General features: G+C 61.8%; 30 protein-coding genes and 2 pseudogenes. 12 read left to right on the forward strand and 20 right to left on the reverse strand.

All coding sequences use genetic code 11. The features are described from left to right. Positions 1-144 precede the first annotated feature (144 nt). Complete coding sequence (locus AB7290_RS22425; protein WP_441253863.1) at positions 145-1,122, reverse strand: AraC family transcriptional regulator; 978 nt, start codon at positions 1,120-1,122, stop codon at positions 145-147. Between the two features lie 846 nt (positions 1,123-1,968). Here AB7290_RS22425 and AB7290_RS22430 point away from each other — a divergent pair. Further along, a complete protein-coding gene (locus tag AB7290_RS22430) occupies positions 1,969-3,192 on the forward strand; it encodes an OpgC family protein (RefSeq protein ID WP_441253865.1) in 1,224 nt (407 codons plus the stop codon). Positions 3,193-3,355: 163 nt separating this feature from the next. Next, positions 3,356-3,922, forward strand: a complete 567-nt coding sequence (locus AB7290_RS22435) for a hypothetical protein (protein ID WP_441253867.1) — start codon at positions 3,356-3,358, stop codon at positions 3,920-3,922. Positions 3,923-4,126: 204 nt separating this feature from the next. Here AB7290_RS22435 and AB7290_RS22440 read toward each other — a convergent pair whose 3' ends face one another. The 5 genes and pseudogenes from AB7290_RS22440 to AB7290_RS22460 all read right to left on the reverse strand — a co-directional run bounded on the left by AB7290_RS22440 (position 4,127) and on the right by AB7290_RS22460 (position 6,282). After that, positions 4,127-4,480, reverse strand: a complete 354-nt coding sequence (locus AB7290_RS22440) for a CsbD family protein (protein ID WP_441253869.1) — start codon at positions 4,478-4,480, stop codon at positions 4,127-4,129. A 21-nt stretch (positions 4,481-4,501) separates the two neighbouring features. Then, on the reverse strand, positions 4,502-4,765 hold the full coding sequence (locus tag AB7290_RS22445; protein WP_441253871.1) for a GlsB/YeaQ/YmgE family stress response membrane protein: 264 nt from the start codon (positions 4,763-4,765) through the stop codon (positions 4,502-4,504). A 26-nt stretch (positions 4,766-4,791) separates the two neighbouring features. Then, positions 4,792-5,230, reverse strand: a pseudogene (locus tag AB7290_RS22450) (YidB family protein). Between the two features lie 69 nt (positions 5,231-5,299). Continuing rightward, positions 5,300-5,920: a hypothetical protein gene (locus tag AB7290_RS22455; RefSeq protein WP_354134880.1), complete on the reverse strand. Its 621-nt coding sequence runs from the start codon at positions 5,918-5,920 to the stop codon at positions 5,300-5,302. A gap of 41 nt (positions 5,921-5,961) precedes the next feature. Next, positions 5,962-6,282, reverse strand: a complete 321-nt coding sequence (locus AB7290_RS22460) for a hypothetical protein (RefSeq protein ID WP_441253873.1) — start codon at positions 6,280-6,282, stop codon at positions 5,962-5,964. A gap of 359 nt (positions 6,283-6,641) precedes the next feature. Between AB7290_RS22460 and AB7290_RS22465 the strand changes: the two are divergent. Both AB7290_RS22465 and AB7290_RS22470 read left to right on the forward strand, forming a co-directional pair. Next, positions 6,642-6,876, forward strand: a pseudogene (locus AB7290_RS22465) (IS5/IS1182 family transposase); the annotation flags it as partial. A 322-nt stretch (positions 6,877-7,198) separates the two neighbouring features. Beyond that, on the forward strand, positions 7,199-7,588 hold the full coding sequence (locus tag AB7290_RS22470; protein ID WP_354134882.1) for a hypothetical protein: 390 nt from the start codon (positions 7,199-7,201) through the stop codon (positions 7,586-7,588). 192 nt (positions 7,589-7,780) lie between these two features. Here the strand turns inward: AB7290_RS22470 and AB7290_RS22475 are convergent, their stop codons facing one another. Next, positions 7,781-8,041 (reverse strand): hypothetical protein, encoded by a 261-nt coding sequence (locus tag AB7290_RS22475; protein WP_441253875.1) that lies wholly within the window; start codon positions 8,039-8,041, stop codon positions 7,781-7,783. 511 nt (positions 8,042-8,552) lie between these two features. After that, positions 8,553-8,678: a hypothetical protein gene (locus AB7290_RS22480; RefSeq protein WP_354134884.1), complete on the reverse strand. Its 126-nt coding sequence runs from the start codon at positions 8,676-8,678 to the stop codon at positions 8,553-8,555. A 26-nt stretch (positions 8,679-8,704) separates the two neighbouring features. Here AB7290_RS22480 and AB7290_RS22485 point away from each other — a divergent pair, with 26 nt between their 5' ends. Beyond that, positions 8,705-8,974, forward strand: a complete 270-nt coding sequence (locus AB7290_RS22485; protein ID WP_441253877.1) for a hypothetical protein — start codon at positions 8,705-8,707, stop codon at positions 8,972-8,974. Between the two features lie 515 nt (positions 8,975-9,489). Continuing rightward, positions 9,490-10,590, forward strand: a complete 1,101-nt coding sequence (locus tag AB7290_RS22490; RefSeq protein ID WP_441253878.1) for a DNA topoisomerase IB — start codon at positions 9,490-9,492, stop codon at positions 10,588-10,590. Positions 10,591-10,907: 317 nt separating this feature from the next. Here the strand turns inward: AB7290_RS22490 and AB7290_RS22495 are convergent, their stop codons facing one another. Genes AB7290_RS22495 through AB7290_RS22510 form a run of 4 tightly spaced genes read right to left on the reverse strand, consistent with a single transcriptional unit; the run spans position 10,908 to position 12,445 of the window. Next, positions 10,908-11,765 (reverse strand): glucose 1-dehydrogenase, encoded by an 858-nt coding sequence (locus AB7290_RS22495; protein WP_441253880.1) that lies wholly within the window; start codon positions 11,763-11,765, stop codon positions 10,908-10,910. Next, entirely contained in the window at positions 11,701-12,054 is a 354-nt protein-coding gene (locus tag AB7290_RS22500) for a hypothetical protein (RefSeq protein ID WP_441253882.1), read from the reverse strand. The genes AB7290_RS22495 and AB7290_RS22500 overlap by 65 nt, the downstream gene beginning before the upstream one ends. Further along, the gene (locus AB7290_RS22505) at positions 12,051-12,227 is read right to left on the reverse strand and encodes a hypothetical protein (protein ID WP_441253884.1); all 177 of its coding nucleotides are present in this window, start codon (positions 12,225-12,227) and stop codon (positions 12,051-12,053) included. The genes AB7290_RS22500 and AB7290_RS22505 overlap by 4 nt, the downstream gene beginning before the upstream one ends. After that, on the reverse strand, positions 12,224-12,445 hold the full coding sequence (locus tag AB7290_RS22510) for a hypothetical protein (RefSeq protein WP_304489694.1): 222 nt from the start codon (positions 12,443-12,445) through the stop codon (positions 12,224-12,226). The genes AB7290_RS22505 and AB7290_RS22510 overlap by 4 nt, the downstream gene beginning before the upstream one ends. A gap of 331 nt (positions 12,446-12,776) precedes the next feature. On the opposite strand from AB7290_RS22510, the gene AB7290_RS22515 reads away from it, so the two are divergent. The 3 genes from AB7290_RS22515 (at position 12,777) to AB7290_RS22525 (ending at position 14,334) form a co-directional block, all read left to right on the forward strand. Continuing rightward, positions 12,777-13,238, forward strand: a complete 462-nt coding sequence (locus tag AB7290_RS22515; RefSeq protein WP_038959803.1) for an Hsp20 family protein — start codon at positions 12,777-12,779, stop codon at positions 13,236-13,238. Positions 13,239-13,315: 77 nt separating this feature from the next. Further along, the gene (locus AB7290_RS22520; protein WP_049813237.1) at positions 13,316-13,666 is read left to right on the forward strand and encodes a hypothetical protein; all 351 of its coding nucleotides are present in this window, start codon (positions 13,316-13,318) and stop codon (positions 13,664-13,666) included. A gap of 404 nt (positions 13,667-14,070) precedes the next feature. Then, the gene (locus AB7290_RS22525; RefSeq protein ID WP_441253887.1) at positions 14,071-14,334 is read left to right on the forward strand and encodes a hypothetical protein; all 264 of its coding nucleotides are present in this window, start codon (positions 14,071-14,073) and stop codon (positions 14,332-14,334) included. A gap of 17 nt (positions 14,335-14,351) precedes the next feature. Here AB7290_RS22525 and AB7290_RS22530 read toward each other — a convergent pair whose 3' ends face one another. From AB7290_RS22530 to ku, 3 genes are all read right to left on the reverse strand, one after another. Next, on the reverse strand, positions 14,352-14,927 hold the full coding sequence (locus AB7290_RS22530; protein WP_441253889.1) for a cell envelope biogenesis protein TolA: 576 nt from the start codon (positions 14,925-14,927) through the stop codon (positions 14,352-14,354). 15 nt (positions 14,928-14,942) lie between these two features. Further along, positions 14,943-15,170 (reverse strand): hypothetical protein, encoded by a 228-nt coding sequence (locus AB7290_RS22535; protein WP_038937338.1) that lies wholly within the window; start codon positions 15,168-15,170, stop codon positions 14,943-14,945. Positions 15,171-15,250: 80 nt separating this feature from the next. Beyond that, on the reverse strand, positions 15,251-16,177 hold the full coding sequence (gene ku, locus AB7290_RS22540; protein ID WP_441253891.1) for a non-homologous end joining protein Ku: 927 nt from the start codon (positions 16,175-16,177) through the stop codon (positions 15,251-15,253). 136 nt (positions 16,178-16,313) lie between these two features. Here ku and AB7290_RS22545 point away from each other — a divergent pair, with 136 nt between their 5' ends. After that, on the forward strand, positions 16,314-16,715 hold the full coding sequence (locus tag AB7290_RS22545; protein WP_441254544.1) for a hypothetical protein: 402 nt from the start codon (positions 16,314-16,316) through the stop codon (positions 16,713-16,715). Positions 16,716-17,109: 394 nt separating this feature from the next. After that, positions 17,110-17,325, forward strand: coding sequence for a hypothetical protein (locus AB7290_RS22550; RefSeq protein WP_304489691.1), 216 nt, complete (start codon positions 17,110-17,112; stop codon positions 17,323-17,325). 558 nt (positions 17,326-17,883) lie between these two features. On the opposite strand, the gene AB7290_RS22555 is transcribed toward AB7290_RS22550, so the two are convergent. Continuing rightward, positions 17,884-18,072, reverse strand: coding sequence for a hypothetical protein (locus AB7290_RS22555; RefSeq protein ID WP_038937342.1), 189 nt, complete (start codon positions 18,070-18,072; stop codon positions 17,884-17,886). Between the two features lie 180 nt (positions 18,073-18,252). Further along, on the reverse strand, positions 18,253-18,447 hold the full coding sequence (locus AB7290_RS22560) for a hypothetical protein (protein ID WP_038937343.1): 195 nt from the start codon (positions 18,445-18,447) through the stop codon (positions 18,253-18,255). A gap of 87 nt (positions 18,448-18,534) precedes the next feature. Here AB7290_RS22560 and AB7290_RS22565 point away from each other — a divergent pair, with 87 nt between their 5' ends. Then, on the forward strand, positions 18,535-19,050 hold the full coding sequence (locus tag AB7290_RS22565; protein ID WP_038937344.1) for a YciE/YciF ferroxidase family protein: 516 nt from the start codon (positions 18,535-18,537) through the stop codon (positions 19,048-19,050). A gap of 20 nt (positions 19,051-19,070) precedes the next feature. Here the strand turns inward: AB7290_RS22565 and AB7290_RS22570 are convergent, their stop codons facing one another. Genes AB7290_RS22570 through AB7290_RS22580 form a run of 3 tightly spaced genes read right to left on the reverse strand, consistent with a single transcriptional unit; the run spans position 19,071 to position 20,451 of the window. After that, positions 19,071-19,541 (reverse strand): hypothetical protein, encoded by a 471-nt coding sequence (locus tag AB7290_RS22570; protein ID WP_038937345.1) that lies wholly within the window; start codon positions 19,539-19,541, stop codon positions 19,071-19,073. 2 nt (positions 19,542-19,543) lie between these two features. Beyond that, the gene (locus AB7290_RS22575; protein ID WP_071911114.1) at positions 19,544-19,891 is read right to left on the reverse strand and encodes a DUF3147 family protein; all 348 of its coding nucleotides are present in this window, start codon (positions 19,889-19,891) and stop codon (positions 19,544-19,546) included. Continuing rightward, a complete protein-coding gene (locus AB7290_RS22580) occupies positions 19,888-20,451 on the reverse strand; it encodes a phosphatase PAP2 family protein (protein ID WP_304489690.1) in 564 nt (187 codons plus the stop codon). Before AB7290_RS22580 ends, AB7290_RS22575 begins: the two co-directional genes overlap by 4 nt. Positions 20,452-20,728: the final 277 nt, after the last annotated feature.

Genomic DNA, 20,728 nt, shown 5'->3' on the forward strand with positions numbered 1-20,728 from the left:
AGCGGAAGTCGACGCCGAATTGCCGGTGGTCCGCTCATCGAGGTGGACCGGAAGCAACCGGCCGCCCCTCCGAACGACGCTCATGCCCCAAAGCGGTCATTAGCTGACTGCATCTCGCTCCCGCGCCGATCTGGAGTACGTGGCTCAGCTGGGATCCCTTCGTGCGTAACGAACGCCGCGCGGCGAATCGCCGAAGCGAGCTCGGAACAAGCGATTGAAATGCGAAACATCCGAGAAGCCGACCTCTAGAGCGATATCGGAAATTAGCCGCGCGCTGGCGCTGGACTCGGTCAGCAGTTTGAGCGCTCGTTGGAGGCGTAACTCATTGACGTGCCCGGTGAACGACGATCCTGATGATGCCATCAGGCGCTGCAGATAGCGAGGTGAGATGCCTTGGCAACGAGCTACCATCTCGACGCTGAGTCCTGGTTCTTGAAAGTGTGTCTCGATGTAATCGAGGGCGGCGCCGTGGCGCGCAGTCACGACAGCGCTCGCACTGCTCTCGCCCAAGGGAGCGCACTCGCCGATTGCGAGCGCCAGGAGATCGTGTATGTGAGCCACGACCGCATCTCGCAGCTTCGGGGTGGCCAGAACACTCTCATTAAATGCCGACTTGAGATAAGCCATGAGAAGTCGGAGCGCTTCACTTCGGTGAGAAATCGGCCGCATGGCGCGGCTTTCGACGTTCGTCACGCGCTGTGCGAGGGCGTCGCGCGGTACGGCAAGACCAAATAGCAATCCGTCGACATAGGTGACGCTGGCCGGCTCGGAATGCAGAATTGCGATGGCGTCGCCGGCGTGAAGCTCGATTTCCTGACAACGCTGCGATAGTTGACTTCTGCCGGGAGAACTGAGGATGACTCCGATCGAGTCATCACCATCAGCGATGCTTGCTTGCAAACGCTTGAAACGCATAGGGGACCCTTTCAGCGCGAGCCTGCGCAAACCTCGGATCGCTTGAAGCGTTGCGTAGGCCTGAAACGGTGCGTTCGATAGAGGCTCAATATCAGCGTGGACTATGCCTCGCCCAAACTCCTCGCGCCATACCGGGACTCGCATCCGCTCCGGAAACTCCCGCGTGGAGAAGCGATGTGATACGAATTCGGCTGCGTCCATAGACATGGGGACCTCCAGCCTTGTTGGACATCGGGATCAAATGCGACAAACTTACCGGTATCTGCATTTTGCAGTTCGCGCACCGAACTTGCTTTGATCTGTGCGCAAGAGTCCAAGAAGCGACGCCATTGGCCTGCTAGTCTCGCTCACCTATATTCAATGTTGATGTGAACTTGTTCACTTAGCGGCGAGAAATTAGGTCTATAGTGATTGCGAAAGCCGCGGCGTCAAAAAATCTCCTTTAAGAGGAGGCGGTCGTGATGGCTCTATTTCTGATTGCCGCTATCGGATCTAGTTTAGATATCCTTGGCAGGGTGAAAGAGTAAGCCCCGCTTCTATGACTCTCGCGATTGATCGAACTCAACGATCCGCGGACAGACTGTCCTGCAGCACTAGACGTTCTCTGATACCGATTTCGTGTCGCGCCTCTTCGGCCACATCGTCGTCATCCGAGTTCGTCGGACACAAACTAGTCCGGCGCCGTTGATATTTACCGCCGGTTGAAATGGTCGAAATCTATCGTCAACGGTGATGATCAAGCGAGGGTTCGATCATGTCCACCTTAGTCGAGATGTTTTACCGTGAGTATTGCCGTGCCCGCCTCGCCGAAATGCGGAAGCAGCTTCTGATACCGGTTGCCAGCGACGACATATTGCAAACGTTTTGGGAGGACGGCGATCCTTCCGGCCCAGGAAATCAGAGCACCGGCTGGCAAACGAAAGAGCCTCCAACCATCAGGTAGCTCGGGCTCGTAACCGCATCGTTTGGTCGGATACCCCGCTTGGCACCCCCAGCCCGGAGCAGCAGAGCGTCTCATCGACCGATGTGCGAGCACGCCGGCAGGTCAAACAGATGCACGATCGAACTCACACCTCGAAGCGATTGATCGGCGAAACTCCGCCGGAGTTCAGGGGGGGTGGCCGCGACCTGCGCATCGATGTCTGTCGCGGGATCGCGCTATGGTGGATCTTTCTTGATCATGTTCCCAACAACATCGGAAGCTGGCTGACACCGCGCAACTACGGCTTCTGCGATGCCGCCGAAATATTCATGTTCATTTCGGGCGTGACCTGCGCGCTGGCCTACGGCAGGACACGTCAGCGCGAGGGCTGGAGCGGCATGATTGGCCGTTCGCTGCGGCGGGGATGGGACATCTATGCCGCGTTTCTGCTGCTCACGCTCGCTTGCACCATCCTCGTCTACCTCGCGGGCAGCGATCGGCTTGCCGACGTGAGCAATACGCGGATTCTGCTCGATCATCCGGGCGCGACGCTTGCGCATGCCGCAATCCTGCAATATCGCCCTGTCAACACCGACGTCTTGCCGACTTTCGTCATCTTTCACGTGTTGTTCGCGCCGCTGCTGTGGATGCTGCTGCGAGCACCAAACGTTACGCTTGGTGTTTCGCTGTTGCTTTATGCACTCGTACACATCTTCGGCTGGAGCGTTCCAGCCTGGCCCAACGGCGCCTGGTTCTTCAACCCGTTGGCTTGGCAGCTTTTAATCGTGCTAGGCGCGTGGTGCGTCATCGAAGGGGATAAGGTCCGGCCCTGGGTGACGTCGCGCACGACGCTTACCCTTGCTGTTGTCTATCTGGTTTTTGGCCTGGTCCTCGCGCTGAGTTGCAGCGGCAAGCCGCTGGTCCCGCAAACTTTGTCCGATCTGCTCTTCCCGCTGGATAAATCGAATCTCAGTCCGTTCCGGCTGTTGCATTTCCTGGCTCTTGCAATTGTGGTGCTACGGTTCGTTCCTCAGGATTGGCGCGGGCTGTCGACGCCAGTCATGCGCTGCGCGAGGTGCTGTGGCGAGAATTCGCTGCCAATCTATTGTCTCGGCGTCCCCCTAGCCCTGGCCAGCCACCTGACGCTGCTCGACATCTCGGATCGCCTTGCGATGCAGTTCGTGCTTAGTCTTGCTGGAATCCTGGCGATGATCATCGTCGCGATGCTGCTGAACCGGATCAGCGTCAAGCACGGTCATTATCCCGGGTGGAGGCAGTCGACCGAGAAGGTCGCACCGGCATTCTCTAGCTGGCAGGTTGCGGATGGAACGCGGAAGGAAGCTCTTGACCCATAATTGGTATCGCGCCCGCCTTGCTCCAGGTCGGCGAGCTGTCGCCACCCTAACCGCGGTGCTCGGGCACGTTGGCGCTCGGCGCCGGCGTCAGACGCAGGTCGATTTCAACTCGCGGCAGTTCACGGCGGAGACCTGAACCGCCGCCTGATCTAAGGAGGCACTCATGAACGTCATCAACATGCGCATGGCCCCCACATTCACCGCAGCGATCGGACTCACCAAAGCAACAGCTTTTGCTGCGGCGCTCATGTCCTTTGCCCCCGCGGCTGTCGCGGGAGATTCGATTGAAAAGAAGGGGACTACTCCTTATGTGACGCACTTTATTTTTCGGCCCTTGATGAGCATTGACACTGCCGAACTCGGCAAAGCCACTACGCTGGAGGCGGTCGGGACGACTCAAAACATGAAGGGAGAGAAGATGCTGGACAAGATGTCAGCACGCTGCGTGGCGCTGAACGTCGCGTCCGGAGACAAGAAATACATTGACGGAGCTTGCGTGCTTGCCGACAGCGACGGCGACAAGATTTTCTCGACCTTCGATACTCGAGACCTCGACAAGGCCCAGCCGAAGATGGATTGTGGAACGCATATCATCACCGGCGGTACCGGTAAGTATAAGGGCATCACCGGAAGCGAACCATTTTCGTGTATAGCGATGCCTGCGCTGGCTGGCTCTGGCGATTATTTTGCGATGGACATCCCACACAACACGTCCTGGGAAATCAAATGACCTCTGAACTCGATGTCGCCGTAAAGGCGGCTGTTGAGGCAACCATGGAAAGCTGAAGGAGAGCCTCGCCACCAGGACTGGGCTCTTCTTCTGTTCGTAATTTTAAAGGCCCGTGAATGGCGCCGACTACACTGTGCTAGACCGGCTAGTCTAAAAAGAAAAAGCCGCCCGGAGGCGGCTAGTTTTTGGTCTTCTTTCTTCTACTTATTTCTTTAGGGCGTCAGCGGCGTCCCGCGCTGCGTCTTTCACGTCTCCCACTGCGTTGTGGGCGGATCCCTTGGCCTTATCAATCTTGCCTTCGGCTTCCAAGTCCTTGTCGCCAGTAAGCTTGCCAGCACCTTCTTTGATGGCGCCTTTTGCCTTGTCGGCAGCGCCCTTCACATGTTCGCGGTCCATAATCGTGTCCTTTGCTGTTGGAAGATAAACCAACAAAAGCGTTGCGCAGTGGTTCCTCCAGCGGCGCTGACGCTTCCACAAGGTGAAGGTGGCCGCTATGCCGACGACGTCGCCGAAATTGCCGAGAGCTGGGTCTTGAGCCGGTACCGTCGCTCCCTTCATGAGGTTCGCCGCCAAACCCGTCTAAACGGCCCGACGGCTTCGACCAGATACCATACCGTAAACAAACAGCACGACGATCGCGCCGAGGATGGCACCGATCAGTCCTGCGCCTTCTCCAGGCCGGTACCAACCCAGCGCCTGGCCGAGGTAAGTCGCTATGAACGCTCCCACGATTCCCAGAATCGTGGTCAGGATGAAACCGGACGGCTCGTTGTCGCCGGGCATGATGAACTTCGCGATGACGCCCGCGACGAAGCCGATGATGATCGTCCAAATAATGCTCATGACTTTCCTCGAGCCTTACGATGTTATCACGCCGATGGAGCCGGAAGACGTCCGTCGGGCGTGTATTGGTCCACGGCTGTAGGAAGCTCGCGTGATAAGCGGTCGAGTATCTCTTGCTGCGACAGGCCTGTCTGCTGCTCCAGTTTTTGAAGGACGTCGGGAGTTCGGGCGGGGTGACTTCCCGATTCGGCCCCTGATTGATCCAGGATTGGGCCGCGTCCCCTTGCCCATTCTGCCTGAAGTGCTCGAGCACTCGCCGAGGCCGCCGTTCAGGAGCGAACCTACTCCACCGCCGCCCACCAGACCGCCAAGATTGCCGAGCATACTACTCAGCGAATTCTTGGCGCCCGCCGGCTGACCGGAGGTAGCGTTGCGGAACATGTCCGCCAGCTTGTCCCGATTTTCGTAACCGGCGATCGCGAGCATACTAAAAAGGGCAGTCATCGATGGCATTCCGCGGTTCATGTTCGGCTCATCGATTTAAGTTTGTGGGTGCAAGAAAAAGGCGGCCCGCCAAGGCGGGCCGCCGATGATCTACCGCACGCCGGTGCCGTAGAGTTGGCGCTCCCTGCGCACCTCGTCCGCGCCATAAGGCTGAGCCGACGGGTCGTAATTCTTCCATCCAGCTTTCTGCCAAGCCACGCTCCGGTCGCGCAGATTGACGGCGGATTGGTTCAAGATCGCTTCGTATCGCGCGCGATCGGCATCGGGGACGCGTGCCGAAACAAGCGTGCCGCCCCTTCTCACGCCTTCGGCGTAGAGCGGAGCTTCCTCATCGGATACACCAGCCTGCGTCAAAGCCCCAACCACGCCACCCGTGGCACCGCCGGCAGCGGCACCCAGCGCGGTCGACGCGAGCCACCCGGCCGCGACGACCGGACCCAAGCCCGGGATCGCCAACAGCCCGAGGCCTGCGAGCAAGCCCGCGGCGCCGCCGAGACCCGCGCCGACGCCAGCTCCCGTCGCAGCACCCTCGGCACGATCGTCGACCCCATCGCGATCGCGATCGACCTTCTTGTCGGTGCTGTACCAGTTGTCGGAGTTGTTGGCGAGGATGCTCAAATCCGAATGCGGCACGCCCGCCGCCTCCAGGCTCGTCACCGCGCGCTGCGCGTCGGAATAGTTGTCGTAGAGACGTGAAATCGTAACGGTCATAATCGAATCCTTCTCGGTTATCGCGGCGGTTGAGCGAGGGGTCACTTCGCTGCGTTCACGTTGCCTTGGAAGTCCAGGCTGACATCGGCCGACGCACCGCCCTTGCTCGCCTTTCCGCGCCACACGCCATTGTCGTCCTTCTTCAAGGAAGTCACGTTGGTGTAGCCAGCTTCTTCGATCTTCGATTTGGCCTGACCCTCGGTAAAACTGTTGGCGCCCGAAACCGGCTTCTCGGAATTGTTCTGGCCCGAGCTGTTAACCGCGTTATTGTTCGGCCGATCCGTCGCCGGCGGATTCTGGGCAAACGACGGACCGGTCAGAAGCGAAACCGCCGTTAGAAAAAGAAGAAATTTCTTATTCATGTCGTCCTCCTTAGTGGCCGGTCACAACACGCCCGTCGCGACGATGTTCCTATTTCTCCCGTTTCGGGTAAACGAAGCACGCCATGAGGGACAGATCGCATCTGCAAATCCGCAATCGCGTAGCGCCAGCTGACTGACGGCGAGACCTCGGCGTACCGCCCGCCCGACAGGTTACAAATCGGGCGCGCCCCTTGGCCGAGCTTCCCCGATTGAATCAGAGGGGAGTCGCATATCGGCAGTGGACCGGACGCGGAACCGTACTTGCCTCGGTCGCCAGCTTTTGACCCTGGCTGTGTGAAAACGCTGCGCTTGATGTGATTCGCGCGATATGATTCCCGCACGATTTGCGGGGGGCTGGGATGAAGCGCTTCGTTGCGGAGGCGGATCGTGGGCAGTCGACGTTGTTGCCCGAATGCCTCGACGATTTCATTGATGAGAGCAACCCTGTTCGGGTGATCGACGTGTTTGTCGATGCACTCGATTTGGCCGAGTTAAGCTTCGAGGGGGGAACCGGCGGCGACCGGGCGGCCGTCCTACCATCCCTCGGTTCTCCTGAAGCTTTACATCTACGGCTATTTGAACCGGGTGCAGTCGAGAGTGACGACGCGCTGTAGCTTTCCGATAGCGCCAGCACCTTGTCCAAATTGAACGCCGGGCCCGGAATGCCGGGGACGCCCTGGGGACCGGCCGGGCCTTGCTGGCCTTGGGCCAGAAGGAGGTAGCCGAAAGGACAGCTTCAATTTTCCGGTCGTGGCCTATGAAATGGTCGACCGCGATCACATCGCGACAATCCAGTTCACCGACTTCAATGGTCGCGTGCGTGTCGTCGCCGAAAATCCAGACGGCTCATGGACCTATTTCCCGAGAGATCATAGCAAGTGGGTCTATGGCTGCTTCAACAACAACAGGATTGGTGATGGAACTGACGAGGACCATCCTGTTGGGCAGCCTGCTGCTGCTCGCCGCTAACGCCGCCGACGCCGCCGAGATGCCTTCGATGTTCCACGGCCGATGGTGCGGCGAGCGGCACATGATGAAGCACTGCGGGAAGGATGAGGAAGGCATCCAGATCACCCCGCGCGGGTTTCATTACGAGGCTGGAAACGACGCTGGGTGCAGACTTGTCGGGCTGAGGCCGCAATGGCCGACGACGCGGGCCGATGTCGAGTATCGCGCGATGTTCGTCTGCCGCGGCGAGAGACCGCCTAACCACCGGGAATACTACTGGATCGGGTTCTACGATGATGACCGCAACGAGGGTCTGTTCCTGCTGAAGTCCGACAAGACGTTCGGGAGGTCCAAATGAGGCGCTGATCGCGCTGCTGGTTCTGATCGCCTCCGGTGATGCGATGGCTCAGCAGCGCCAGTTCTACGATACCGCGGGGCGCAACGCTGGCCGCGCGATCACCGACACCCAAGGGACCACGACGCTATATGGACCGGACGGCCAAGGTCGTACAAGCAACACGCGCCGTCGGCGCAGATTGCACCCTCGCAGTTATTGCGCCTCATGCGCGAGTGCCGCGTCGTACTCGCACAGCAGATCGATGATGTGCTGCTCCTCAGGCTCGATCACTTCAGGCACCTGCCTCCGCCAGTTGATGGCAATGAAGCCTTCGGCCAGCTTACCGATATGTCGATCCCTGTGATGGAGCAGTCGCGCCAATGCCACGTCTTGCCCACTCAGGCGTTCCAATTCCGCCAGCAAGGTCGAAGACTGCTGTTCGGGCTCGGTCGATGCTGATGTCGCCACGGTCATAGGCCCTCCAGATGTCGTCAACTGCAGCGTTATTCTTAGCGGTTTTCCACTTCAAAGGGAATAGCTCGCACACCGGCTCCCACGTCGCCTACTGTCCGGCGCGCGCGATTAGGCCGATACTCTCGGCAAACTGACGCGTCGCATCGTTGACGAGGCCGTAGGTACCGGGAACCAAGCTATTATTGCTATGTTGCAATTCGCCGGGATCACCGAGACCAGTAGTAGGAATTCACATGTCAGCCCAGATCATCAAGTTATCCGACCGCAGGACGCGTCCTACGCCATCTTCGAGCTTGATAGACCTTCAGCTTTCGTTTTTCCTTACGTACGTTGACATAAGCCTCGCGGCCTATCGCTGGGTAGTTAACGCTGCCGAGCAAGGTTGGAAGGCGGTTTGTCTGTCACGATGATTGATTTTGATTTCAAGGTTGAAGCTCAAGGGCAAAGAGGCGCATGGGGCCGGCGCAAGCTGAAGAATGATCAATAAGCGGGCCACCAACTGAGGCGGTCCTTACAGGTGCGGCGCCAGATAGTCGAGAAACTTGAAAAACCCGTAGAGGGCGAGAGCGGTTACAGCCACGAAAGCGATAACCATCGTCGCCCATTCGCGTTTCGAAAATAGATCGAAGTCGAACATGCGAGCCCCTTGCAGTGGGGGATACTATGCTCGTACCCGGCCAAGATGGGCCGCCAGTTGGCGCGGCTTTACAAAAGAAAAACGCCGCCCGCTTAAACGAAGCGCAGGCGGCGGCTTCCAGCCCCGGGAGGGAGATTGTAAATCCCGATACCGGTGTATTGATCGCATTTCACAAGTGGAGCACGCGAAATATCCCGAAAGACCCCTCGCACTCCTTGACACGTCGCGCGCTGATGGCCCTGCTCGAATCCGACGCGGTCTACAATTATGTCACGAATACCGAGAAGGACACATAGGCACCTGCCGTTGCGTTGGTCGTGCTGGGAAGCGGGTTTTCGGCCAACCCGCTTTGCTCATGCGAGCTTGCCGACGCCGCTGCCCAGTGCCCGGCGCGAGGACCTGGCGGGCGGGATAAGTTCGACGACCGAAAGCTTCTAGCAGACGCCCGTGGTCTGCTGCATGACGCGCGCAGTTCATCTTCAGAGAACTGTTTTCGGATCAACGGAAAGCCCTCCCGGCGTCGCTCTCAGCCCGACAGCTGCAATACCTTTAGCCCCGAGCGAAGACGCGTCGCTCGCTCGGCGAGTTCGTAACCGTCCATCCCCGGCGTGTATGTCGGTGAACCGAAGCTGCTGGCCGAGATCGAGTACCGCGCCAAGTCCGCCGAGGGAAAGGTGCGGCATCCGTTCTACAAAGGGCTGCGCGAGGATCTCTGTAGCCTGGCCCGACCTCCGAACGGAACGAACAGGCGCCTTCGGTCCTTATGAGGAAGCGGAGCCTCGATCCCAGGGTGCTTCCGAGGGACAGGCCAATGCTCCGTCAGACCGGAAACGAAGAACAGGTTCTGGATCGTACCGTCGAGTTGGCGGCGACCATCGCGGAAGAAGGCCTCCGGTACGTCAGCGACTCCTCGCCAGGCTACACGCGCAAGCGGACCGGCACGACGTTCACCTACTACGACAAGGACGGCAAGCGCATTACCGATGCCGCCGTCGTTCGGCGGATCAAGGCGATCGGCATCCCGCCGGCCTACGAGTCAGTCTGGATCTGCCCCTCACCCAACGGCCATATCCAGGCGACAGGGCTCGATGCACGCGGGCGCAAGCAGTACCGCTATCACCCGAAATGGCGCGAGCTGCGCGACCAGAACAAGTACGAGCACATCATCCAGTTCGCGGCCGCCCTCCCAGAGCTACGGCACCGGGTCGCCGCCGACATGAAGCGGGACGGACTGCCTCGCGAGAAGGTGCTCGCCACCATCGTCAGCCTCCTGGAGAAGACGCTGATCCGGGTCGGCAATGCCGAGTATGCCGAGACGAACAAGTCCTACGGGCTTACGACCCTGCGCCGCAAGCACATCGCGGTTGGCCGCGGCGTTCTTCGGTTCGCCTTCACGGGCAAGTCGGGCAAGCAGTGGAAGCTCCGCGTTGAAGACAAGCGGATCGCCTCAATCGTGAAACGCTGCGCGGAGATCCCGGGACACGAGCTCTTCAAATACCTCGACGACGACGGAGAGCCTCGCAGCGTGGATTCCGGCGACGTCAACGCTTACATCAAAGACGTTACGGGCGAGGACTTCAGCGCCAAGGATTTCCGCACTTGGGCCGGGACCGTACTGGCGGCGCTGGCGCTGTCCGAGTTCAAGAAGTACGACAGCCAAGCCGAGGCAAAGCGCAACGTCGTCGCCGCGATCGAGAGCGTCTCGAAGCAACTCGGCAACACGCCGGCCATCTGCCGCAACTGCTACGTGCATCCCGAGGTTCTGGACGCCTACATGTCCGGCGACCTCGTGAAGATGATCGAAGCCAAGATCGCGCAGAAGTTCAAGCGCCAGTACGCCAAGCTCACGCCCGACGAGGTCATGGTGCTGGCATTTCTCCGCAAGCGTCTCGATGCCCTGAAGGCCGCCTGAGCCCCGCGTACCATTCGGCATAAGGCGTGTTCTTGACCGCGTGTCGGTTGAAGTCGGGCGCGCCATCCTTCCGCCACACCGGTCCACGCTCTCCCAGCCGGCGCTTAGCTTCGTCGACGAGGCGATGGGCGACGGTCTCTGCGTTCAGATCTATAGCCGCCCTGGCGTCCTTCACGGCTCGCCGCGCATCCATCAGCTGTTTCACCAGCCGCATTCCTTGTCTTGGGCAGCAAGGTCGGGATCGCTCACCCGCCAGAGTCTACCGCGGACGACGAAATAGCGCCCGTCGGGCGTGACTGGATGCTGCAGGCCCGGCATCAGATGAAGGGCTTCCCTCCGGTCACCGCGACCGTGGTGCCGGAGGTGTAGCTCGACCGCGGATCGGCGAGCATCACATAGGCCGTCGCCAGCTCGGCCGGCTGCCCGGCCCGCTTCATCGGCACCTGTTTGCCGAAATTCTTCACGGTATCCTCGGGCATGGTCGATGGGATCAGCGGAGTCCAGATCGGCCCGGGCGCCACCGCGTTCACGCGGATGCCCTTCTCCGCTAGCATCTGGGCCAACCCGCCTGTGAAGTTCTGGATAGCGCCCTTGGTCGTCGCATAGGCCAGGAGAGTGGGGTTCGGCATGTCCGAGTTCACGGATGCCGTATTGATGATCGCGCCGCCCGGCTCCATGTGCGGCACGGCGGCCTTCGCGAGGAAGAACATGGCGTGGATATTCACATCGAACGTCATTCGCCATTCCTCGTCGCTGATGTCGCCAAGATCCTTGAAGGTCGCCTGATGCGCGGCATTGTTGACGAGGATGTCGACCCCGCCGAGATCCCGGACCGCCCGATCGACGACCTTCCTGCAGTGGTCCGCGGACCTCAGGTCGCCCTCGACCAGAACAACCTTGCGCCCCTCCGCCTCGACGAGGGCCGCAACTTCCCTGGCGTCTTCGTGCTCCTCGAGATAGGCGATCAGGACGTCGGCGCCCTCGCGGGCAAAGGCGATGGCGACAGCTCGCCCTATTCCGCTGTCCCCACCGGTGATGATAGCCCGCTTGCCGTTCAGGCGGCCCGCCCCTTTGTAGCTGGCCTCGCCGTGATCGGGGCGTGGGTCCATCTTAGCGGTCAACCCGGGCATTGACTGCTTCTGACTGGGGTAAGGCGGCTTCGGATAGTCGGGCATCGGAATCGGTCTCCGCGGGTTGAGAGCGCGACAACCAACTGACGACAACCAAGGTTCCTAGCCCGTTGCCCGCCTCGCTGGCGGCAGGCATCCGCGACGCGCTTGCGCAAAGAAGAAGAAACAGCGCCCGCTCCGCCCTGTATCTCGCGCCTGCGCGACTGCACTCCGAGCCGGACATGGCGACTTCGCCCGCGGCGGTGCAGACGGCCCATTTCCAGCGGCCCCGTCCCCGCTGCTTCAGCACGACGTCGTAGCCGGCAAAACGGTCCTCGTCGGTTTCGAACTTCATGCCGCGAACCGCTCCGGAAATCCGTCGCGTAGCTGGTCCAGAAGCCGTTGTTCGCGCTCGATCCGGCTGCAGTAGAGTTCGCGCTCCCTTTCGGTCTTCGCGCTGGCAAGGAGCAGGCGGTAGTAGGCGATGACCTTCTCGCTGCCGCGGATCAGATCTGTGACGGCGGTCACGATACCGCCCCCGCGGTCGCCGGCGACGATTGTGGGGGTAACGTGAATGCCATGGGGAAGGTCTTGGAGGTCAATACCTCCAGCGCCGAGCTCTCCTCGGAGAGGCGCCGTTCGATGAACTGGCGTTCGAGGTCCGAGAGACGGGTCTTCAGCAGGCTGCGATAGCGGTGGATGTTGTTGCGGTGCGCACGGATACGGGCAAAATCTTCATCGAGCATCGTCGCCACTCCTGACGGTCTTCTTGTCCTTTTCAGCTGCGAGAAACGGGAAAACGAATTCCCCGTTGCAAAAATATTCGGCGCAAAATCGCTGTCAAGATGGCAGTGGTGCAGCGTGCGAATGCTTGTGCCACCGGGTTAACAATCACGTTGGCCGAAAAAATTTCCGACGGTCCTCTTGAAACCTCTTGTCGTTTTTCTAATTCATTTTTCGCCGCGAGAGCGGTGTGCCGGACGCCAGGTTGGGCCCGGCGCGGGCGCCGGCCGGCAGGTCCTCGGACCGCCGACTTGCGTCCCTTCGTAACCATCTTGCTCCTAGGAGGACTTGGATATGAGGACGACCTTCGACTTCGCGCCCCTGTGGCGCTCCACCATCGGCTTCGACCACCTGGCTGGCCTGGTCGATAGCGCGCTTCGTCAGGCGAGCGACGACAACTATCCGCCCTACAACATCGAGCGCTCCGGCGAAGACCACTACCGGATTACGCTCGCCGTCGCGGGCTTCGGCGCCGACGATATCAGCGTAACGGCCGAGCAGAACGCGCTCACCATCGAGGGCCGGAAGCCGGAGAAGCCGGCGAGCGAATATCTCTTCCAAGGGATCGCCGCGCGCCCCTTCCGCCGCGTCTTCAACCTCGCCGACTACGTCCAGGTGAAGGAGGCCGCGTTCCGCGACGGCCTCCTGATCATCGATCTCGTCCGCGAGGTCCCGGAAGCCATGAAACCCCGCCGGATCCAGATCGCGGGCGCGACGGCTTCCTCGCCCCAGATCGAGCAGAAAAAGGCCGCCTGACGGCCATGCGGGCGGTGGTTGGTCCGCCGCCCGCATTCAAACCTTCCCTGGAAAGGAGCGTAAAAGGGAGACGACCAATGACCAACGCCAACACGAATTCCTGCACTCACCACCCTCTATTCCATCCGGCCGCGCACTACGCGTCTCCGGACGACGTCCTGAACGACCAGGAGCTGACCGCTCCCGAGAAGCGGGTCGTCCTGTCGTCGTGGGCCTCCGACATGTTCGCAGTCGAATCCTCGCCGGCCTTGCGCGAGATTCCCGGCATGGGCCGCCCGGTCCGGCTCGCGGAAATCCTTGCGGCACTGCGCAAATTGGACGGCGACGACGACGACCCGCCCCGCGGCGGCGGGGTGCCGATGCGGTTGCGGCGGCCTTGGGCCGCCGCGGTTGCCTTCGGAACGCGATGCTCACGCCAGCCGTCCTGACGATGGTGTTGCTCGGCAACGTTGCATTCCGCCTCCGAGATCTTTCGGCGGCTCATCGAAACGGTCGACGGCGTTGGAGCCGAACTCCTGGAGACCTACGCCAAGCATTGGGAAAGCGAAGCGGACAGGCGCGCGCACCGGATGCTGCTGGAATCCATCGGCTCCGGCTTCGCTCCCGGGTCGGCGACGGATTTTCTCGTGCGCTTCATCGCGGAGCGCAGGGCGGCTTCGAAGCGAACGACCGGCGCGGCGACCGCCCCTCCTAGGCCGACACTTCCGCATGCCGTACCAAGGCATTGGAACAAGTGGACAAGCCCCAGCCTCGCCGTTTTGGAATCCCTGCTCCGTGCTAACTGCCGGGAACGCTCAAGCGACCCCAGGATTCATTTGGGCAGGAGAATCCGATGCTGATGACGAAGGAAAGACCGCGAACGATCCGGACGCTGCGAGGATGGGCGATAAATGTGCTGCAGGAGGCCGGTGCCATCCACGAGTGCGAAGAGCACGGCTGGGCGCGTGACCGGGCCGACCCGCATGCGCGCGAACGCGCTTTAGATTTTGCCCGTCAGGATCCGCCGACCGGCGTCTCATCCGATCAAGCGGCCGCTGAAGTCCGGGCCGTCTTGGAATCGATCGGCGACACCTGTCCCGAGTGCCTGCCGGAATAACGCAGCAGCCGGGGCTTCTATTCCCGAGCGCGGCGCAGGGCATCCTTGAGCTCTTCCCTCTCGTTCTCCCACCGCGCGTCCTCGGCCTCGATCCTCTTTTCAATCGCTGCCCGTTCGGCGATCAAGGTCTCTGAGCGCGCTTCGTGCTCACGCCGCGCAGTGTCCAGCGCCTCGGCCCGCTCCTTCTCGCGCGCCGCCTCTTCCTTGCGGCGCTCCGCATCCCGCCGCTTCTGTTCCCGCTCAAATTCCGCAGCGGCCTTGCGCGAATCCTCGACGCTGATCGCGGGCACCGTCCGCCTCTTGGACTCCGGCCGTCGAGCCTTCTTCCGACCGCTCTCCTCGTCATCGAGATCGGGAAGGTCCGCTTGCTCGGCGAAGCGACCGCTCGAGCCGGCCGGGCGCTTCAGGACTGCACCCGGCTTCGCCATCGTGGCCGCAACGACATCCGGATCATCGGTCTCCTTGGCGAAACCTTGATGGAAGAGATTGCTGCCGGCGCCCCACGCCTCCAGCGCGGCCTTCATCGAAGGCGCGGCGATCGCGAGATCGTAGAATCCGAGCGACGTCTGGAATGTCTTCAGCTTCCTCGGCATCAGCCGGCAGCACTCCTAGCGCCGGCGCGCCATCCACACCCCAAGCAGGAACGCGGCAAAAAGCGCCTGCAGTGGGGCCTTCACGGTGATCTCGCGCAACCGCTCCGCCAGGTCCGTTGCGAATTCCCCGGAATTGACGCGAGGGGGGTGAGAAGACCTCGTTCCGGACGGGGCCGCGGCGCCCGCCGGATCGGTGACGAGACCGGAGGCTTCGGTCATCGCAGACGTTTCGCGCTCATCCATGGCATCCTCCCGTGTTGGCAGCCAAGCAACCGGCCCTCGGACGCTCGTCGCGACCTAGCGAGCGTGAGCACGGCAACGGCTTACGCCGACTTCCGCCGCGCCCCGGCCGCCGGCTTCTTCGCTGCGGCTTCCTTCGGCTTCTTGCCGGCGATCGGCATCAGCATTTCCTTCTGGCCAGCGGAAGCTTTCTTCGTCTTCTTGGCGGGCTTCTTCTGTGTCCCCGCCTCGGCCGCTGCGCCGCCGACGCTCCTGCGCAGCGCGTCCATTAGATCGACGACGTTCTCGCCCTTCGGCCGCTCCTTCGGGCGGATGACCTTGCCTGCCCTCTTCTGGTTGATGAGGTCGACCAGGGCGGTCTCGTAGTGGTCTTCAAACTTGTCCGGATCGAAGCGGCCCGCCTTCTGGTTGACGATGTGCTTGGCGAGATCCAGCATATCTTTCGTGACCTTCACATCCTGGATCTCATCGAAGTATTCCGCCGGATCCCGAACCTCGTAGGGGTACCGCAGCAGCGTCCCGATCAACCCCTTGTCGCGCGGCTCGAGCGCGACGATGTGCTCGCGGCTCGTCAGCACCAGCCGCCCGATCGCGACCTTGTCCATCTCGCGGATGGTCTCTCGGATCACGGCGAAGGCGTCGTGCCCGACCTTGCCGTCCGGGCGCAGGTAATAGGGCCGGATCAGGTAGCGCGGATCGATGTCGCTGCGGTCGACGAACTCGTCGATCTCGATGGTCCGAGTCGACTCGAGCGCGACTTCCTCGAGCTCCTCCTTTGTCACCTCGATGAACTGCCCCTTCTCGACCTCGTATCCCTTGACGATGTCCTCGTTGGGCACCTCGTCGCCGGTGTCCGCATCGACCTTCAGGTACTTGATGCGGTGGCCGGTCGTCCGGTTGAGCTGGTTGAAAGAGATCTTCTCGCTCTCGGACGTGGCCGGATACAGCGCCACCGGACAGGTCACGAGGGACAGACGCAGAAAGCCTTTCCAGTTGGCGCGGGGGGCCATGTACGCAGAACTCCGGTTGGGGACCGCGGATTCAAGACGAACGGCGGCGGCCGGTTCCGACGCGATGGCCCACGATCAGCGAGAATCTTTTTCGCCCTCTATCGACTCTTTTGTTCTTGTTGTGTTCTATGGAGCGATGACGGACCGACCCGCGAGCTGGCGCATGCCGAACTCAACGCAGATGGACAAGATGGCCGCTGCCGTCGGCAGAAGCGTACCTACGAAGCCTGGATTGGCTCCGGACGCCGACCTGCCTCCGGATTACTGGCAAGCCCTCCTGGAGGACCCTCGCGCCGAGACCCGATCGGCCCCCTCTGGAGCAACGCTACGGCTCAGCCAAATCAGCCAGCACGTTCTGAGAGTCGGTTGCCGCCGCTGCGCCCGGCTCGTCGAGATCCAGAAGGCCGATGCCGCCCGCCTGTATGGACCGGACGCCGTCTGGAAAGACGTCGGCCAGCGCCTGCTGGACAACACCTGCACGCAGCGGACCGGCCGCCATGAGGAAGACGGCTGTTGGCCGTCCTACGACGTGCCGTAGGCCGCGGGCCGATGGCTCCGAAGCACCATCCCACGCCGTTGTCCGGAGGCGACCGCAAGGCGCTGCAGAAGGAGCTCGGCCACGCCCGGGCCATGACCACCATTTTGGCGACACAGGCGGCCGAGGCCCGCGCCAAGGGCGAGGCGCTGATCCGCCAGGCTGACCGGCTTCTGCCCTCTTCACCAGGCACGAGCTTTAGTGGCCGCCCCCACTCCGGGCACGCCTCCGGATCGGATGCCGTATCGTCATGGTGTCCCTGCCACGGACGAGCTGAGGCCCGCGCAGCCGCCCGCCTCAAGCGGAAACAGCAAAAGGTATGAAACCTGTGATCTCGTCTTGACGGCGACCTCGCGCCCGTCCTGAAATGCTCGCAAATGGTAGCCGGAGGTGCTCGATGGAGCAGGTATCCTACAGTGATTTGGCCCAGCGCGTGCGCGACCTCGCAGACAGGGCCGACCCCTTCACCAGGCGACGCCTGCTGAAGCTCGCCGAGAGCTACGATGTCAAGGGCGGCCGCGCGGGCGGGGGCCCGCGGCTCGCCGAGCGCCCCCTGCCGGTCCCCCGCACGAGCCCACCGACCTCGATCTTCAGCGGACCGGGAGAGGCCTGACAGAGCAAGCCACAAGGCTGACTTCAGCCCACAGGCATCCTCGCGCCTCCGATCAAGAGGGCAGTTCTCAGAACCTGAGCATTCCGAACATGAAGAGAAGCGCGACCGTGACGAGGGCCGAGATCAGAAGCGAGCCGAGGCAGCCTAGCCGGTTGGAGAAGAAAAAGAACATGGCGGCCCTCCAGCCACAGGCGTCAGTCCTGTACCAAGGTGCCTATCAACGCCAGCAAAGCCTGATGTTCAGGTCCGCTGCTGCCGGCGCGTCGGAATTGTCCGATCTCGATGAGGGACGCCCGCCCGCCGGAGGCAGCATTCGGCCGATGTGCGACCACAGGGACTCCGGTGTGCGGTTGACGGACTAGCCGCCAGATGTCGCCGTTCGAGCTTTCGTAAAGAGTTCTTTCCGCCATTGCCTTCAACGAGAGAGGGGGCGACTGTTCCCGCCCCGCTCTGCAGGTAGTCACAGCATCTCCGGCGGCTAGTCTTCGACGCCGCAAAACAACGACGCTCACCTTGAGGCCCCACTAGGAAACGTTGCGCCGGGTCTGCTATTTGCATTTACCCTTTTTGTTTTTCTTCTGCGCTTTTTCCATCGGAGCTTTTGGAGCGTTCTTCGAAGCGATCAGCCCCCTTGGCTAGATCGTGCCCCGTCTCGCTCTCGTTTTTCGCTTCCTCCTTGGCGGTTGCCTCGCGCAAGCCTTCAGCGGCCAGTTCCCCCGCTTTTGATGATTTTCCTTCGTTGTCCATTTGCTGCTCCTTCCGCTCGTCCAGAACACTTCCTCGTCTATCGGCGCCAACCCCGCCTTGCCCGAGACTGTTCCTGTTTATTTTGGCGGCTGCGTTGAATTGCGCCCAATGAGACGGGCCCCGGCGGATCATTAGGCGGAAGAGAGCTTCGTCCTCGAACGTCTCTCACCTGGAGCCCTTCTAGCTTGCAGGCCTCACCAAGATGAGGCTCGGATTCTGCCTGTCGTGAAGCATCCGGGCGAACTCCTCGCGATCCAGCTCGCGACCCTTCATCGCCGTCTCGAAAAGCGCTTCCTGGATTTCACGCGGCATGTCGCCCCACACGTCCATGGCCGCCCGCCCTAGCAGCGCCGCGAAGGTCTCGGTCCTGTCCATCGTTCTCTCCGTCCTTTGTCGCAGACGGGAACCGCCGAAGACCGCAGCGCGTTCCATTGCCATCATTGCGAGAGGAGAGATCGAATTATGGGCTTCTTCACTAAGGACATCAAAACGATGGACGACCTGCTGATCCACGGTCTGCAGGACATCTACTACGCCGAGCAGCAGATCCTGAAAGCGCTGCCGAAGATGATCGACAAGGCGACCAGCCGGGATCTGGTCACCGGTTTGAAGAGCCATCTCGAGGAGACCAACAAGCAGGTCCAACGGCTCGAGAAGGCCTTTGCGAAGCTCGGCAAGGAGCCGAGCGGCACCAAGTGCCCCGCCATCGACGGCATCATCAAGGAAGCCGACGAGACCGCCGGCGAGATCGAGGACAAGGCCGTGTTGGACGCCGCCATCGTCGCCAACGCCCAAGCCGTCGAGCACTACGAAATGTGCCGCTACGGCACGCTGATCGCCTGGGCCGAAGAACTTGGCCACGACGAGATCGTGCGCTTCCTGACCACGAACCTCAACGAGGAGAAAGCGGCGAACACCAAGCTCAACACGGTGGCGCTCCGCAAGGGCGTGAATGCCAAGGCCTCTGACGCCGCGTAACCGGAAATCCTCTGTCACACTCAGCGGCTCCGCGACATCGCGGAGCCGCTTTTCCGTCGAGCCGAGCGCACGAGGCGGAATCGGCGCCGCACGAACCAGGCCGCCACAGCGACAGCCAGCCATGACAGCGATGCGCCGATAAAAGTGCCCGCAACGCTCCATTCGACAAGGACCCAGAACACAGCGGCGAACGCCAGCATGCCGAACGCGCCCAGTGCGGCACCGGCGGCGTCCAGCGCTGCGGCCTCTTGCCCTCGTCGCCTTCCTTCGAGCCCCGCCTCCTTCTTGCGCCGGATTTCGTGCGACTCGATCAGGGTCGCGCTCGCGCAGAAGATCGCCGGCAGCGCGAGGAAAAGCCCGCCGACCGAAGCTCCGCAGCGGCTGCTGACGAGGCCCGTGAACACGGTCGCAGCACCGCCCAGCGCGAATCGGACAAGGTATTCGTACCAGCGGCCTTCGTGCAGCGACGAGAGCGAGACCTTGATCGGGATCGTCACGCATGTCCTCCCGAAAGCGCCCAGAGACCGAAGGCCGCGGTCAACCAGACGACGATCGACAGTAGGGACGCAGGCAAGGCCCGCATCCGAGTGCGTATCAGAAGCTGGCAGACGAAGACGCTGTAGACCATGAGCGCGGCCGCGCCGGCCATCATGGCCTTACTTTGCGAGCCGGCGTAGCCGGCCCCGTGCTGGTAGATCGCTATGCCGAGGGTCGCCAGCGCCACGGATGGCGCCGCCCCGAACAGACCGGCGAAGCTCTTGGGCTTCAGCACGTCGCCCAGCATGGAGAACGCCGACACGACGGCGCCTCCGATCAGGAAACGGATGACGTACTCGCTCATCTCGGCTCCTTGGCCGGATAGCCGGTCAACGGGCGAAGCATTCGCTCGAGAACCGCACCGAGCGCGAAGCCCGCGACGACGTCACTCGCCCAGTGCGCCAGCACGACGATGCGCGTGACGCAGAGGCCGACCGCCAGCGCGCGGATCGCGCGGCGCAGCCCCGCAGGCAACGGGCCGGCAGCGGAGGCGAGCGCGCCCATATGCAGCGCGTGCCCGGACGGAAAGGCATCCTTGCGTTTGCCGGAGAATGAAACTCCGTTGAGGTGCCCCAGCACGGTCTTCCGGTCCGGATGGGTTTGGTCGAAGACGGACTTCATTAGATGCGGCAGAACCGACGCGGTTGCCGCCACAAGCAGGGCATGGTCGCCGGCGCGACGCACCGACTCCCTTCGCGTGCGCGTAACCACCCAACCCGCCGCGGCCAAGGCCAGCAGGATCTTTTCGTCGGCGCCCCAGGTCAATCCGCGGGAGACCGTCTCCGTAAGATGGTTGGTATGCCGCGCTACCGCCCGCGCGAACCGCACGTCGGCATCTGTCGGTTTCACGTTGACAAAGGCCATCTGTCCGCTCGGTTTGGATTCGGGATTCCACAACTCCCAAGCGGGTCCTTGGTTCTAATTTAAAAATGGAACCGGCGGCGCAACCCGTTGTTGTCAAAGGGATTGGAGGCTCGGTGAAACGCAGTGCGCGGAAGTCCACGTTGACACTAAGCCCGGCGGGCGGATTGAATACGTGAATGGGACCTTCCGTGGCTGGAGCGGCCACACCGCCGACGAGATGGTCGGAAAGCGCTTCAGCGACTTCCCCACGATGGCAGGGCGCATCTACTAAGAGACG

The organism is Bradyrhizobium sp. 613_E4_N2_2, from assembly GCF_052075995.1.
In the GTDB taxonomy this organism is placed as follows: domain Bacteria; phylum Pseudomonadota; class Alphaproteobacteria; order Rhizobiales; family Xanthobacteraceae; genus Bradyrhizobium; species Bradyrhizobium barranii.

Coding starts and splice junctions, on each gene's coding strand:
- AB7290_RS22520 (WP_049813237.1), top strand. CDS start 13,316: ATGACCAACGCCAACACGAATTCCTGCACTCACCACCCTCTATTCCAT.
- AB7290_RS22510 (WP_304489694.1), bottom strand. CDS start 12,445: ATGCTCGATGAAGATTTTGCCCGTATCCGTGCGCACCGCAACAACATC.
- AB7290_RS22550 (WP_304489691.1), top strand. CDS start 17,110: ATGGAGCAGGTATCCTACAGTGATTTGGCCCAGCGCGTGCGCGACCTC.
- AB7290_RS22430 (WP_441253865.1), top strand. CDS start 1,969: ATGCACGATCGAACTCACACCTCGAAGCGATTGATCGGCGAAACTCCG.
- AB7290_RS22555 (WP_038937342.1), bottom strand. CDS start 18,072: ATGGACAACGAAGGAAAATCATCAAAAGCGGGGGAACTGGCCGCTGAA.
- AB7290_RS22495 (WP_441253880.1), bottom strand. CDS start 11,765: ATGCCCGACTATCCGAAGCCGCCTTACCCCAGTCAGAAGCAGTCAATG.
- AB7290_RS22470 (WP_354134882.1), top strand. CDS start 7,199: ATGGAACTGACGAGGACCATCCTGTTGGGCAGCCTGCTGCTGCTCGCC.
- AB7290_RS22580 (WP_304489690.1), bottom strand. CDS start 20,451: ATGGCCTTTGTCAACGTGAAACCGACAGATGCCGACGTGCGGTTCGCG.
- AB7290_RS22425 (WP_441253863.1), bottom strand. CDS start 1,122: ATGTCTATGGACGCAGCCGAATTCGTATCACATCGCTTCTCCACGCGG.
- AB7290_RS22480 (WP_354134884.1), bottom strand. CDS start 8,678: ATGTTCGACTTCGATCTATTTTCGAAACGCGAATGGGCGACGATGGTT.
- AB7290_RS22460 (WP_441253873.1), bottom strand. CDS start 6,282: ATGAATAAGAAATTTCTTCTTTTTCTAACGGCGGTTTCGCTTCTGACC.
- AB7290_RS22445 (WP_441253871.1), bottom strand. CDS start 4,765: ATGAGCATTATTTGGACGATCATCATCGGCTTCGTCGCGGGCGTCATC.
- AB7290_RS22530 (WP_441253889.1), bottom strand. CDS start 14,927: ATGCCGAGGAAGCTGAAGACATTCCAGACGTCGCTCGGATTCTACGAT.
- AB7290_RS22440 (WP_441253869.1), bottom strand. CDS start 4,480: ATGAAGGGAGCGACGGTACCGGCTCAAGACCCAGCTCTCGGCAATTTC.
- AB7290_RS22490 (WP_441253878.1), top strand. CDS start 9,490: ATGCTCCGTCAGACCGGAAACGAAGAACAGGTTCTGGATCGTACCGTC.
- AB7290_RS22435 (WP_441253867.1), top strand. CDS start 3,356: ATGAACGTCATCAACATGCGCATGGCCCCCACATTCACCGCAGCGATC.
- AB7290_RS22565 (WP_038937344.1), top strand. CDS start 18,535: ATGGGCTTCTTCACTAAGGACATCAAAACGATGGACGACCTGCTGATC.
- AB7290_RS22525 (WP_441253887.1), top strand. CDS start 14,071: ATGCTGATGACGAAGGAAAGACCGCGAACGATCCGGACGCTGCGAGGA.
- AB7290_RS22560 (WP_038937343.1), bottom strand. CDS start 18,447: ATGGACAGGACCGAGACCTTCGCGGCGCTGCTAGGGCGGGCGGCCATG.
- AB7290_RS22575 (WP_071911114.1), bottom strand. CDS start 19,891: ATGAGCGAGTACGTCATCCGTTTCCTGATCGGAGGCGCCGTCGTGTCG.
- AB7290_RS22475 (WP_441253875.1), bottom strand. CDS start 8,041: ATGACCGTGGCGACATCAGCATCGACCGAGCCCGAACAGCAGTCTTCG.
- AB7290_RS22535 (WP_038937338.1), bottom strand. CDS start 15,170: ATGGATGAGCGCGAAACGTCTGCGATGACCGAAGCCTCCGGTCTCGTC.
- ku (WP_441253891.1), bottom strand. CDS start 16,177: ATGGCCCCCCGCGCCAACTGGAAAGGCTTTCTGCGTCTGTCCCTCGTG.
- AB7290_RS22455 (WP_354134880.1), bottom strand. CDS start 5,920: ATGACCGTTACGATTTCACGTCTCTACGACAACTATTCCGACGCGCAG.
- AB7290_RS22515 (WP_038959803.1), top strand. CDS start 12,777: ATGAGGACGACCTTCGACTTCGCGCCCCTGTGGCGCTCCACCATCGGC.
- AB7290_RS22545 (WP_441254544.1), top strand. CDS start 16,314: ATGACGGACCGACCCGCGAGCTGGCGCATGCCGAACTCAACGCAGATG.
- AB7290_RS22485 (WP_441253877.1), top strand. CDS start 8,705: ATGCTCGTACCCGGCCAAGATGGGCCGCCAGTTGGCGCGGCTTTACAA.
- AB7290_RS22500 (WP_441253882.1), bottom strand. CDS start 12,054: ATGAAGTTCGAAACCGACGAGGACCGTTTTGCCGGCTACGACGTCGTG.